This is a genomic window from Cohnella thermotolerans DSM 17683 (assembly GCF_000429825.1).
GTDB classification, from domain to species: Bacteria; Bacillota; Bacilli; order Paenibacillales; family Paenibacillaceae; genus Cohnella; species Cohnella thermotolerans.
Genome location: NZ_AUCP01000033.1, coordinates 33,127 through 46,229, shown reverse-complemented (window position 1 = coordinate 46,229; position 13,103 = coordinate 33,127). Strand labels below are relative to the sequence as shown.

General features: G+C 61.0%; 9 protein-coding genes. 1 reads left to right on the top strand and 8 read right to left on the bottom strand.

Features of this window, described 5'->3' with window-relative positions:
- Window positions 1-314 precede the first annotated feature (314 nt).
- From G485_RS0105645 to G485_RS0105630, 4 genes are all read right to left on the bottom strand, one after another.
- The gene (locus tag G485_RS0105645; protein WP_027091754.1) at window positions 315-2,609 is read right to left on the bottom strand and encodes a helix-turn-helix domain-containing protein; all 2,295 of its coding nucleotides are present in this window, start codon (window positions 2,607-2,609) and stop codon (window positions 315-317) included.
- Window positions 2,610-2,887: 278 nt separating this feature from the next.
- The gene (locus tag G485_RS0105640) at window positions 2,888-5,284 is read right to left on the bottom strand and encodes a glycoside hydrolase family 95 protein (RefSeq protein WP_051318049.1); all 2,397 of its coding nucleotides are present in this window, start codon (window positions 5,282-5,284) and stop codon (window positions 2,888-2,890) included.
- Window positions 5,285-5,310: 26 nt separating this feature from the next.
- Window positions 5,311-6,408, bottom strand: coding sequence for a mandelate racemase/muconate lactonizing enzyme family protein (locus G485_RS0105635; protein WP_027091752.1), 1,098 nt, complete (start codon window positions 6,406-6,408; stop codon window positions 5,311-5,313).
- A 24-nt stretch (window positions 6,409-6,432) separates the two neighbouring features.
- On the bottom strand, window positions 6,433-7,200 hold the full coding sequence (locus G485_RS0105630; protein WP_027091751.1) for an SDR family NAD(P)-dependent oxidoreductase: 768 nt from the start codon (window positions 7,198-7,200) through the stop codon (window positions 6,433-6,435).
- 203 nt (window positions 7,201-7,403) lie between these two features.
- Between G485_RS0105630 and G485_RS0105625 the strand changes: the two genes are divergently transcribed.
- Window positions 7,404-8,291, top strand: coding sequence for an AraC family transcriptional regulator (locus G485_RS0105625; protein WP_027091750.1), 888 nt, complete (start codon window positions 7,404-7,406; stop codon window positions 8,289-8,291).
- Between the two features lie 286 nt (window positions 8,292-8,577).
- Here the strand turns inward: G485_RS0105625 and G485_RS0105620 are convergent, their stop codons facing one another.
- The 4 genes from G485_RS0105620 to G485_RS0105605 all read right to left on the bottom strand — a co-directional run bounded on the left by G485_RS0105620 (window position 8,578) and on the right by G485_RS0105605 (window position 13,011).
- Window positions 8,578-9,321 (bottom strand): IclR family transcriptional regulator, encoded by a 744-nt coding sequence (locus G485_RS0105620; RefSeq protein WP_027091749.1) that lies wholly within the window; start codon window positions 9,319-9,321, stop codon window positions 8,578-8,580.
- A gap of 18 nt (window positions 9,322-9,339) precedes the next feature.
- Entirely contained in the window at window positions 9,340-10,215 is an 876-nt protein-coding gene (locus G485_RS0105615) for a fumarylacetoacetate hydrolase family protein (protein WP_027091748.1), read from the bottom strand.
- Window positions 10,216-10,243: 28 nt separating this feature from the next.
- A complete protein-coding gene (locus G485_RS0105610) occupies window positions 10,244-11,017 on the bottom strand; it encodes an SDR family NAD(P)-dependent oxidoreductase (protein WP_027091747.1) in 774 nt (257 codons plus the stop codon).
- Between the two features lie 284 nt (window positions 11,018-11,301).
- Window positions 11,302-13,011 carry a SulP family inorganic anion transporter gene (locus G485_RS0105605; protein ID WP_027091746.1) on the bottom strand — a complete coding sequence of 570 codons (1,710 nt, stop codon included), beginning with the start codon at window positions 13,009-13,011 and terminating at the stop codon, window positions 11,302-11,304.
- Window positions 13,012-13,103 lie beyond the last annotated feature (92 nt).

Sequence of the window (13,103 nt, the reverse complement as noted above, 5' to 3'; positions counted from 1 at the left end):
AAGCTTTGATAGCGCTTTCCTCAGGACCGATTCTAGGGGAAAAGCCCCGTCCCCGGAAGGTACACTTGCGTCATTTTGCGTACAATAACCCCGATTTAGGGGGGACAATTGCACGGCGGAAGGCCTTTATTCCCGTTTGCCGGCAAGGCGTATGCGGAGGAGCGGCCGGCGATGGGAATCCTTGTCCGCCGCATAAGTACACTTGCGCCGCCAAGGGTACACTTTCGATGCCGTACGCTTCTGCGAAGTCCGAAGAGGCCGGAAATAGGAAACTCCCGGCTGCTTGTCGCAGCCAGGAGCCTTATTCGGAAGCCTCATTCTTGAAGCGATTGCCGGTACGAGCTGGGGGATACGCCCATCACCCGCTTGAATGCCCGCCGGAACGAATGCGAGCTGTTATAGCCGACGCGCTCCGAAATCTCGTCAACCGTATGCGTATGGCGCCGCAGCAGCTCCGCGGCATGATCCAACCGGACCTTCTCCAGGTAGTCGGACAGGTTGACGCCCGTCACTTCCTTGAACAATTGCGAGATGTATTTCTCCGGCCGCTCCACCTGCTCGGCGATCCGATAAAGCGTAAGCTCGGGATCGGCGTACATCTCCTCGATCACGCGCTTGATTTGTTCGACCGTCTGCGTATGCATCTCGTTCTTGCGGCTCGTGACGATATCGCACAGCGCCGCAATGATCGCATGGATCTCTCCGCGAGCCGCTTCCACAGTCTCCGCACGCGGAATTTCGGCAATCCGCCGCTTGATCTTCTCGAACTGATCCGACTTCAGGAAAGCCTTCTGGTCGATCAGCTTCATAAACGTCCCCTGTAGCTCCGCCAACAGTTGATGTTTCATCTCGATCGACAGCGCCCGATTGTGAGCGTTTTCATCAAAGATCGTCTGAACAATCCGTTTCGACTCTTCCACGTCGCCGGCCCGGACGGTGCCGATCAGCCGCTGCTCCGACTCCAACGGGTAATAATAGGTCGTGCTGTCCGTTGGCGTGTCGCTGAACCGCACAATGCCCTTCCTGTTCGTATAGACGGCGAACTCCAACGTCTGCAAGGCCTGCTCGTACGAACGCGGCACCTCCATAATGGAGGCAAACGGTTCTCCGATCGCCGCCGTAATCGTAATTCGATATTCTTCGAAGGCAACCGTTGACAGCCGCTCCAGCAGTTGCGCAACTTCCTCGCCGTTAGCGCATGCCTGCGCGTCTTCGTTCCCGACCTCGATCAACGCGGCGATCCGATCGGAGCCCAAATCCGTCAAAAGCACGGAACCGTTCAGCCCGGCCAATTCCTGCTTCAGCAGCAGTCTGGCCGCGCTCAACTCGTTCAATATTTGAACGCTGTCCATGTCCGAATAACCGTTGATCAGGATGATCGCCGCATATCCGTTCTCGCTTAAAGCGACATTCGCTTGCGACGCGACTGCGCTGATCTCCTCGCGCGATTGAAGCTCGCCGGCAAGAAGCCGTTTCAGAAAGGCGTCCCGGACGACCGGAAGCTGCCGGATCAGCTCGTTCTCCAGCCGCTTGTTCGTCGTCAGCATAGCCGATATATTGCCTTGCAAAAAATCGTATTCGTTGCGTCCCGCCGCCGCGCCGCTGCCAAATTGCTCGCGCATAATGCCAAGCAGACGGTTGATCGGCGCGCTGTTCCGGTAAGACAGCACAAGACCCGCCAGCAGCCCGATCAGCAGAGCGGCGCCGGTGACCGTCCAAGTCATATGCTTGATATGGTTCGCGTTCTTCATCAGCACTTGCTTCGGTATGCCGGCCATGTATACCCAGCCGTTCTTCTGAGAACGAATGCTGATGACCAGATCGCCGCCATAGAACTGGCTTGTCTTCTTCTTGTCGAAGCGGACGTCGGACTGCAGACGTTCGATCTCCGGCCCGTCGATGCCGATCGATCCGATATCCCGCCCTTCCGCATCGCTTACATACACCCAGCCCCCGTATCGTTCCTGAAGGCTGGACAACAGCGAATTAACGGTGCTCTCATCGATCATAACGACCACCGTAGCGGGCGACGAGCCGGTGAAGCTGTCCAGCGGAAGCGACTGCATGTACGTAATGACGGATGTATCCGTCCCTTTGTTCACATAGGCGCTCAGCGGCATGAGCTCGCTTCTGTGCGTGCTTCTCAGCATCTTCTGCTCCCATTGCTGAAGCGTCAGATCGGTGTAATGCTGCGTATCGAAATAATGATCCGGGCGATAGTAAGTCGTCCCTGGCGTGATAATCACATTGTAATTGTTCAGATAAATAAAGAAATTTTGCAGAAAATCGTTCGTTTGCGTGAAGGCGGTTACTTCCCGCATCAAGCTCCAAATGCTGTAGACGTTCGATTGGGAGGACGGCTTCTCGTTCATGAGCATGTTCAGTTCCGGATTCAGCGCCAACTCTCTCGTAAAGCCTTCCACCTCGGCCATTCTTCGTTCCAGCAGGCTCTGGCTTTTTTGCAGTTGTGTGATGCTGTTCTCGATCGAGACGGACTGCGTCACGGAGATCGACGTCCGATAGGACATATAGCCGGCCAAGCTGGGGATGATCAAAATGGCAAGGTAAGAGAGCAGAAATTTGCGGAACAATCTGGATGGCTTGGGCACGCTCGATACTCTCCTTCCGAGTCAAATGAATAAGCGGACGGCGCAACGGCCGCGTGCCATGTCAGGTCGCCGTCAAACCTGTTTCGCGGTAAGGCCGGACTTCCGCATCGTTAGAATAGCGCCTAAAGCCACGGAACGTCTGCTTGTTGCCGAATTCGCCGAGCGGGCTCGCTGCTTTCCCTATCGGGAGATATCCCGCCGCAAAACGGCGAAAAGCAACCGCGGGGAGAAACTCCCTCGCAGTTGCCGATGCGGCAAATTCGTGATTGCATCTGTCGTTAAAGCGCAGCCGCCTTCGTGAGACGAAGCTCGCGGTCCAGGACGATGCGCTCTCCCCGCGCAAATGTCAGAGAGACGGAGCGGTCGCGGAAGCGCACCTCGGTCGCGCCGGAGGCGAACGCCTTGATCTCCGCCTCGCTCAGTTCGCCGTCCTGCCAGCGGATGTCGACCTCCAGCCCGCCTTTGACGCGCAGCCCCAAGACGCGGCCCGAACGCCACTGCCCGGGAAGCGCGGGCAGCAGCTCGACGAATCCGGCATGGCCCTGAACGAGCATCTCGGCGATGGCGGCCGCTCCCCCGAAGTTGCCGTCCGCGACGAAAATACGGGTCTCCGCGCCGGCGATGCCTGACTTCGAGAAGGTGAACAAGTTGTCATAGCTGAGCTCGCCGATCAGATATGCCAGATGCGTCAGCGCCTCATCGCCGTCGCGCAGCCTGGCGAATCCGGAGGCGAACAGCGCCAGCGTGAATTCGACGTCTTCCAGCCCTTGGCTGCGCTTGCGGGTCTCGAGCGACGTTCTCGCCGCGGCGGCAAGCTCCGGCGTCGCATCCGGCGTAATCGCGCGGCCCGGGTACAGCCCGTATAGATGCGACAGATGCCGATGATCGGGCTGGGCTTCTCCGTAGTCTTCCAGCCATTCCTGCAGTTGGCCGCGCGCGCCGACCTGCAGCGGCGGAAGAAGCTTCAGCGCCTGATCCAGCCGGTCGCGCAGCTCGGGATCCGTCTCCAGCGTCCGCGCCGCCGCGAGACAGAATTCGAACAACTCCCGCACGAGCGTCTGGTCCATCGTCGGTCCCATCGACAGGTGATGCTGCGCCGAGCCGGCCGCTTCGGCGAAGAAGCTGTTCTCCGGCGAGTTGGCCGGTCCGGTGACGAGCCAGCCGTACTTCGGATGCACCGTCATGTAGTCGAGGAAGAACAGCGCGGCCTCCTTAAGGACGGGATAAGCGACGCGCTCCAAATATTCGCGGTCGAGTCCGAACTCGTAGCGCTCCCGCAGCTGGGCGGCGATCCACAATCCGCCGGTCACGTTCATGCCCCAAGAGTAGTGCCAGCCCGGCGCCGTGAAGCCCCATGCGTTCGTAAAAACATGGGCGACCCAGCCCTCGCACCCGTAGAAGTCCCGCGCCGTCTCGCGTCCGGCTTCCGCAAGCCGGGAGACGAAGCGGACGAGCGGCAGCTGGCATTCGCCGAGATTGCCGCTCTCGGCCGGATAATAGTTCATCTCCGTATTGACATCGAGATGATAATCGCAGCTCCAGGCCATCCGGTTCGCTTCGCCGTCGTTCCAGATGCCCTGCAGATGCAGCGGCAGCGGCGAATCGGCGCGCGAGCCGGCGATAGTCAGGTAGCGGCCGTACTGGTAGAACAGCGCGTACAGCTGCGGATCTTCTCCCGCGCCGCTGCGCAGCAGCCGGATCCGTTCGTCGGTCGGCAGCGACGCGCGCTCGACTTCGGCATCGCTGCCGCTGTCATTGCCGCTGCCGCTCAATCGTAGCTCGACCCTCCCGTACAGGCTGCGGTAATCCCGGATATGGTCTTCCCGCACGCGGTCGTACCCTTTGTCCAGGGCGAGCCGCAGCCGCTTTTCGGCCGCGGCCGCCCATTCTTCGCCTTCCCGCTCGTAATCCGTGTCAAGCGCCAGCCAGATCCAAGCCTCGTCCGCCCCTTCGACAACAAGCCGGTCTCCATCGGCGCGAACGGCTCCGCCGCGCACGGCGATGCGGACCGCGCCTCGGCAGCTCACGCCGCATTCGCCGTCGCTGTGCACGCGCTCCGTCGCCCGGCCGGCGAAGACGATCGCCGCTGCGCCGTCGGTCCGTGCCTCGAACGTCTCCGTTCGCCCTTCGAGACCGAGCAAGAACGATACAGCGCCCGGCCGATCGCTCCGGATTCGCGATACCGCAATTCCATCCGCATGCGAAGCGAACGACTCGCTGCGGAAGACGGCGCCCTCCGCCCGCCATTCGGAGCGGGCGACCGCGTCCTCAAGCGACAGCTCGCGCGCGTACGGCCGCTCTTCCGCCAGTACGTGCGCATGATCGATCTTCAGCTCGCACACTTGGAGATTGGTGCCGAAGTTGCCTTTGACCGGCTGCAGCAGCCGCCCCGCCTCCGCTTCGCCTCGGGCGTAATCGCCGGAGAAGAACAGCCGGCGCATCCGCTCCAGATCGGCCTTGCCCGCAGACGGGCTCGGCGTCCGCTCCCGCTTGCCGGACCAGTACGTCGATTCCGTCACCGTCCACCGGTCATGTCCGGCGTCCCCGTGCAGAACGATGCCCAGGCGGCCGTTGCCGAGCGGCAGCCCTTGCGACCATTCCAACGCGGGCGTCTCGTACCGGAGCTTCATCTCGTTGTATCTTGCATCCGATGCCGCTTTGTCCACTGGTTGCATGCCGCGTTCACCTCCCGCCGTCCGTGCTATCGAAGCCGATACCGCTCGAAGTACCGCGGCGCAATCTCCGTCGACGCGCCGGGCAGCTCGGGCAAGACATACATGCCGTTTCGCACCGTCGCCGGTTCGACGAAGATGTCGCGAATCCACGGGATATACTCGAGCATGACCGCTCCCTGCGTCGCTGCGACGAGATGCTGGTGAATTTGGCCCATGTCGCCGACATGGGGGCAGACCGGCACGTCGTACGCCGCCGCAAGACTCGCCACTTGCAGCCATTCCGTAATGCCGCCTACGCGGGTGACGTCGACCTGGCAATATTCGACCGCTCCCTGGTGAATGTAATCTCTGAACGCGTATTTATTGTACACGTGCTCGCCGAGCGCGATCGGAACGTTGAGCTCGTCCGCCAGCTTCTTGTGGCCGAGTATGTCGTCCGGATTCAGCGGCTCCTCGAGCCAGAACAGGTCGAACTCTTCCAGCTTGCGGCCCCAAGTCATCGCCGTGTTGAGGTTCCATTGCTGGTTGACGTCGATCATGAAGATAATGTCGTCGCCGATCGCCTGGCGCACCGCCTTGACCCGATCGTAATCCTCGCGCGGATCGGGCTTGCCCACCTTGATCTTGACGCCGGTGAAGCCCTGTTCGACGATGTCCGCCACGTCTTTCAGCAGCCGTTCCTTCGACCAGTTCAGCCAGCCGCCGTTCGTGTTGTACGCCTTGATGTCTTTGCTCTTATGGCCGCCCAGATATTTCCATAGCGGCTTGTTCGACGCTTTCGCCATCAGGTCCCACAGCGCAATATCGACGGCGGCGAGCGCCATGTGCGCGATGCCGGCGCGGCCGATCCAGTGCATCTTGCCGAAGCGCAGCGAGTCCCAGATCTCCTTGACCATAAAGGGATCCTTGCCGATCAGCTCCGGCGCGTAATAGCGGTCGATCGTATCCGCGATCATATCGTCGCCGTGCGCGGTCGTGCCGGTATAGCCGTAACCGGTGAACCCTTCGTCGGTGAAAATGCGCACGCCCGGCAGCCCCCAATGGGTCGCCGCGTTGATCGCGTCCGTAATCGGCGGCGTAATCGGCACGTGCAGCACGAACGATTCCACTCTCGTAATCTTCATTTTTCTCTCTCCCTGTGTTGTCGATCAATAGCCAAGCATAGCGCCGCCGTCGACCGGCAGCGCCACTCCGGTGACGAACGACGATTCGGCGCTCGCCAAGTAAAGCACCGCCTGCGCGACCTCCTCGGCGGAGGCCGGCCGGCCGAGCGGATGCATGTCGTTCAGCGCCTGAACCGTCGCCGCCGGATCGTCCTGCCGGAGCGTCCACTCTTCCAGCAGCGGCGTCATGACTCCGGCCGGGCAGACGCAGTTGACCCGGACGCCGGACGCGGCGAAGTCGAGCGCCAGCGACTTGCTCATCGCGATGATCGCCCCTTTGGACGCCGCATAGACCGGGTTCTGCCGCTGGCCGACCAGTCCGTTCAGCGAAGCCATGTTGACGATCGCGCCCCGGGTTCGCTGCAGTTCCGGAGCCGCATGCTTCGTCATCAGGAAGACGCCCTTCAAGTTGACCGCGATGACGCGGTCGAACTCCTCAGCGGCGATGGCCGCGAGCGGCTTGGGCAGAATGACCGCCGCGTTGTTGAACAGAATGTCCAGCCGCCCGTAGGCGCGCAATGTCCGTTCGACGATGTTCCGCGCCTCCTCCTCGCGGGAGACGTCCGTCCGCACGGCGATGGCGCAGCCGGACCCGTAAGCGCCGTTCAACCGATCGGCGACGCGTCTTCCCGCCTCCTCGTTCCAATCTGCGATGACGACGCTCGCTCCCTCCGCCGCGAACCGCTCCGCGCTGACCTCGCCGATGCCGGAACCGCCCCCGGTGACGATCGCTACCTTCCCCTCGAAGCGCACAGCGAATCCCCCTTTGCCGCCGGCACAGCCGCTTGCTCATTCATCAGTTGCCAATTCATCCGTTAAACAATGAATACCGGATACCGTATTCCGTGCATTTATCGTATCATTATAGAGTGAATCCGTCTTTGATAGCGCATCCATTTATTTATCATTTTGTCCGTCAATTTTAGTTGACTTCATCGCGACTGGAGCGACGCCCTATGAACCGCAAACTGTCCGAAGCGACGCCGTTCGTCGGCGAATATATGCCTTATCTGTACGACGGCAGCGCCAACGAGAAGCTGCGCGTCTGCAGCGTCTATGCGATGCATCTGTTCCCGGACGGCCCGGGCGAATTCGAGATCGAAGGCATCCGCTACCCGATCGAGAAGCGTTCGCTCTTCTTCCTGCGACCCGGCCAGCCGCACGCCTTCCACATCTCGCGCGAGCATCCGCTCCCTTCCCACAACCTCTACTTCGACATGTGGGAGCGCGACGCTCCCGTGTCGGCGAACCGGCATTTCGCCCATTTCCCGGAACGGCTTCCGCCCACCGTCCCGCTCGCGGCGGAGCTGCCGTGCGACGAGCTGGACGCTCTGCCCGGGGCGTTCTCCCTGCAGCCTTATCCCTGGCTGTACGAAGCGTTCCTCCACATCGCCAAAGTGTTCGACGAGTCGGCCTATTACCGGAACGAAGCGACGAACAGCCTGTTCTACGCTTGGATGCTCGGCTGGTACAACGCCATCCATACGCGCCGGCCAAGCGACTATCGGATCGTCCGGCTGCTGGCCCGGCTGGACGAGCAGCAGCCGGATCTCCGCGAGCCGGTAGAGAATTGGGCGCGGATATGCGGCCTCAAGCGCTCGTACTTCCACGAATTGTTCCTGCGCGAGACCGGTATGACGCCCCACGCCTACCGGCAGCGTCTGCTAATGAAGCGCGCGGCGCACCTGCTGCGCGAGAGCGCGCTGAGCGTGACGGCGATCGCCGAGCGGCTTGGCTATCCGTCGATACACCCGTTCACCCGCCACTTCACCGCTTATCACGGCATGAGTCCGCGCGCTTTTCGCCGCAACGCGCCCGCCGCCCCGCACGGCATGCGGAAGTAACGACGGCGAAGATAGCGTGTACTCCTTCGTTGAAGGAATTGCGCAAAATAACAAAGCCCCCGGCTGACGGCGTCAGCAACAGCGGCTCTTGCGATTGATATTCATCGATAGGCGCGGCGGCGGCTCCTGCGGCTCGCGGGCGGGCGCGGTCAACACTGCCTCCGCGAAGCGCTCCAAGCGATTCCGATGGTCCGGATGCCGAAGTTCGAGCTAGCCGCCCCCCCTGGATCGAGTCGTTAGTTGCCGAAAGTTCAATTTCCGCAGGGCCCATCAAGTCGGACGGGCGCTAGCGCGACAGCTCGTCCGCAAGCTTGCGAATGGCCGCCGTGGCCGCATCGCGTTTGGACGTCCATTGCTGGCTAAGCATCGACACGCTGACGGCCGCCTGCACGCTGCCGCGGAGGTCGCGGACCGGCGCCGCAACGCAGCGGAAGCCGAGCACGGCCTCTTCCGCGTCGAAGGCGCAGCCGTTCCGGCGAATGGCCGCCAGCTCGGAGAGCAGACGATCCAGAGAGTCGATCGTGTGCGGCGTCGGCTTCTCCAGCGGATAGCCCTCATACAGCCGCCTGACGTCGGCATCCGGCAGACCGGCCAGCAGCGCTTTCCCCATCGCCGTCGTGTGGGCGGGCAGCCTTGTTCCCGGTTCGGACAGCAGACGAACGGGATGGCTCGCTTCCTTCTTGGCCAGATAAACGATCTCCCGATGCTCCAGCCGCGACAGCTGAACCGTCTCGCCAATCGTGTCGACCGTTGTCTGAGCCAGCGTCAAGAAGCGGTCGACAAGCGGATGCCCGGATAAGTACGCTTGACCGAGAGTGGCAAAGATAGAGCCCAGCTCGTAATAGTCCCCTTCGCTTCGACTTACCCACTCCAGCGCCTCCATCGTCTGCAGCAAAGAAAACATCGTGCTCTTGTTGATGCCGGTCTCTTCCGTCAGATCCGTCAGCCTTTTCTTGGACGGCGACGCGGCGATGGCCCGAAGCACCAGATGCGCTCTCTCCACCGCCGGCACCCAATATTTTCGCTCCATCGTTCCACCGCCTTCTCGTTATTCCGCGACGAACCGGTTCGTCAGCGAGCCGAGCTTCTCGATCTCGACCGTCACTTCGTCTCCCGGCTTCAGGTAGACCCGCCGCTCGGGAGGCAGCCCCAGCACGACTCCTTCCGGCGTTCCGGTCAGAATCAGATCCCCCGGCACCAATGTCATGTGCTGTGAAATGTAGCTGACGATCTCGTCGCAATGGAAGATCATGTCCGCCGTGTTCGAATTCTGCCGAACCTCGCCATTGACGACCGCGCGAATGCCCAGCCGGTTCGGATCGCCGACCTCGTCCGCCGTCACGAGATACGGACCGAGCGGGCTGAAGCCGTCGCAGCTCTTGCCGAGCAGCCATTGCGACGTCCGGTTCTGAAGATCGCGCGCCGACAGATCGTTGACGCAGGCGTAACCGAACACGTGGTCCAGCGCTTGCTCCTTGGGCACATACTTGGCTTGCTTGCCGATGACGATGACCAGCTCCGCTTCGTAGTCGAGCTCGCGGGTAACCTTCGGCACCGCTATCTGCGCCAAGTGTCCGGCCAGCGTGTTGTTGAACTTGTTGAACAGTATCGGGTAAGCCGGAATCGGAGCGTTCGTCTCTTCCGCATGCTTGCGGTAATTCAAGCCGACGCAGATGATTTTGTTCGGCCGGGTGACGCAAGGCCCCCATTCGATTGACGATTCGTCGAGCAATCCGGCGGGAGGACCGCCGGCCTCGTCAAGCCGATCGATGGCGCGCCGCAGCTCGCTTAGCTTCGCTTCGCCGCCTTCGATGATCTCCATCACCGTCCCGTCAAATCCGGCTTGCTGCGCATCCACCAAACCATGCTTGGTCTTGACGCCAAGCTTGGAGGCTCCGTCCCGTATGTAAGTGAACAGCTTCAATTTCCAACAGCTCCTCTGCTAATCATATTCAGGCGTTCTTGCCGAACACCGCGCCGCCGTCAATGTAGAGCGGACTTCCCATCATAAACTTCGACTCGTCCGACGCCAGGAACAGCGCAGCCTGCGCGACATCTTCGGGAAGCCCCAAGTCTCCGCTCAGCTGGCGCCTCCTGATTCCATCCAGACCGGCCTGAGGATCGTCGTAAGATTCCTTCAAATATTTCTCGACGAAAGGAGTGAGGATCGTGCCAGGCAGCAGCGCATTGACCCTAATATTGTACGACGCGTAGTCGACCTGCATCGACTTGGTCAGCGCCAGCACCGCGCCTTTGGTCGCCGCATAGGACGCCCTGCGGGCAAGGCCGATCTCGGCGACGCAGGAGGACATGTTGATGATGCTGCCGTTTCGGCGCTCCATCATGTGCGGCAGCACGTACTTGCTCGGCAGATAGACGCCGCGAACGTTGACGCGGACGATGCGGTCCCAGGCGTCCGGCTCCACCTCGTGCAGCGCGCCGACGCCGCTGATGCCCGCATTGTTGAACAGCACGTCGATACGGCCGTATTCGCCGATCGCCCGGGCCACCATCTTCTGAACCGATGCGGGGTCGGTCACGTCCGCTTGGATAAAAAGCGCTTTCCCTCCCTCCGACCGAATGGCGGCTTCCGTCTCTTCGCCCGCAGCGGCGGTCAGATCGTTCACGATGACGCTGGCGCCTTCCTTCGCGAACACCAGCGCGGTACTGCGGCCGATGCCCGAGCCGGCTCCGGTAATCAGAACAACCTTGTTGCACAGACGCATAATCCTCTCTCCCTCGCTTTATTTAGTTTAATATAATAAACTTAGTTTTATATATAAAATGGTATCATCCCCCAATTTGAACAGTCAAGACTATTTAAAGAGATGGCCGCCCTGCCCTGAATTGTTATCGATATTATCGGCCATGAGACGCGGCAAGGGGAACTCCGGGCGCAAAGGGACTGTTGCGACCGACCGGAGAACATGGACACACGTCATCGTGCCCGCGCAACAAAAAAGCGCACCCTTGCGGGCGCGCCCCTTGCCATGCGGTCGGCTCCTTCCGTTCAAGCGCCGGACAGCTCCCGGCATTCCCGAAAAGCAAAGTGCCGGCAGCCCAAGCATTGCTTGTGATCCAACTGTGTCAGCGCGAATTGTATCGCATCCCCCGTGCTGCCGAAGATGCGATCTTGCCCGATCAGCCGGCCCAGTCCCGATCGGCTGATCGCTTGCAGCGGCTGAGGCTGCACTTCCGACAGCAGCACGATGCCGCCATGCTGCTGTAAATGCCAGATGACGCGCCCGAAGTGGGCTTCGCCGGTCGCGTCCATATAAGGAACGTTCCCCATCCGCAGCAGCAGAACTTTCGGTTCGCCCTCGATCGCCTCCGCCATATCCCGCTCGAACCGGTTCGCCGTTCCGAAGAACAGCGCGCCTTCGATGGCGAAGATGCTGATCTGCGGGCAATCGTGCTGCGCGTGAACGATATGGGCCGACACCTTCCCCCGCTTGTCCGCGAAGTCCGGCAGCACCTTCACCGTCCGAAAGCGGTCGCTCATCCGCTTGACGAAGATGACGGCGGACAGCAGAAGACCGGCTCCGACCGCGGTTGTAAGATCCGTCAGCACAGTCAGTGCGAAGGTGACGACCAGCACGAGCGACTCTGCGTTTCGGTTTCGCAGCAAATGCGCGAACCCCTTCCGCTCGCTCATATTCCAGGCGACGACCATCAGAATCGGCGCCATGCTGGCCAGCGGAATCGACGAAGCATAGGGCGCCAGCAGGAACAAAATGAGCAGGACTACGAGACTGTGAATGACGCCCGACAGCGGCGAGGCCGCGCCGCTTCTAATGTTCGTGGCCGTCCGGGCGATCGCGCCGGTGGCCGGAATCCCGCCGAAGAGGGGGGCCAGCATGTTCGCGACGCCTTGCCCGATCAGTTCGCGGTTGCTGTTGTGCCGGGTCCCCGCCATGCCGTCCGCGACTACGGCGGACAGCAGCGACTCGATGCCGCCGAGCATCGCGATGACGAGCGCAGGCTTAATCATATGCGATACGCTGTCCAGCGTCAGATGCGGCAGTTGAATGCCGGGCAGACTGTGCGGAATCGCGCCGTACGTCGTACCGATCGTCGCTACTCGGTCCGGATAGAAGAGAGACGCCGCCACGGTCGAGATCAACAATCCCGCAAGCGATCCCGGAACGCGGGGAAGCACCTTCGGCACGAGGAGGATGCAGACGAGGCAAATAGCCGCTGTCAGCACGCTATAGCCGCTGGCCGTCCCCAGATGAACGGCCAGCTCCTTCATATTGGCGAGGAACGCTTCGTGCTTCTCCAGGTTGCGCAATCCCAGAAAGTTGGCGATCTGCCCGGTGAAGATGGTGACCGCAATCCCCGCCGTGAAGCCGATCGTAACCGGTCTCGGGATATACTGGATCAACGCTCCCAGCCGGAAGACGCCCATCAGCAGCAGAATCGCTCCGGCCAGGAACCCGGCGATGAGCAGATTTTCGTAACCGTATTGCAGCACAATCGCCAGCAGAATCGGAACGAACGCGCCGGTCGGGCCGCCGATCTGGAACTTCGAGCCCCCGAACAACGAGACGGCGATGCCCGCCACGATGACGGTGAACAGGCCGTATTCGGGCTTGACACCCGAAGCAATAGCAAACGCCATTCCGAGCGGAATGGCGACAATGCCGACGATGATGCCTGAAATGAGATCTTTCTGAAAAGACGCCCGGCTGTAGCCCTGATATCGACCAATTAGCTTCATCGTCAACCTCACGTATGCAAATATCTGATTATTTGAAAACAAAATAAATCATATATCCAAATTTTCGTATCGTCAATCGCCATTTCCCGTAA

Coding starts and splice junctions, on each gene's coding strand:
- G485_RS0105625 (WP_027091750.1), top strand. CDS start 7,404: ATGAACCGCAAACTGTCCGAAGCGACGCCGTTCGTCGGCGAATATATG.
- G485_RS0105620 (WP_027091749.1), bottom strand. CDS start 9,321: ATGGAGCGAAAATATTGGGTGCCGGCGGTGGAGAGAGCGCATCTGGTG.
- G485_RS0105610 (WP_027091747.1), bottom strand. CDS start 11,017: ATGCGTCTGTGCAACAAGGTTGTTCTGATTACCGGAGCCGGCTCGGGC.
- G485_RS0105635 (WP_027091752.1), bottom strand. CDS start 6,408: ATGAAGATTACGAGAGTGGAATCGTTCGTGCTGCACGTGCCGATTACG.
- G485_RS0105605 (WP_027091746.1), bottom strand. CDS start 13,011: ATGAAGCTAATTGGTCGATATCAGGGCTACAGCCGGGCGTCTTTTCAG.
- G485_RS0105640 (WP_051318049.1), bottom strand. CDS start 5,284: ATGCAACCAGTGGACAAAGCGGCATCGGATGCAAGATACAACGAGATG.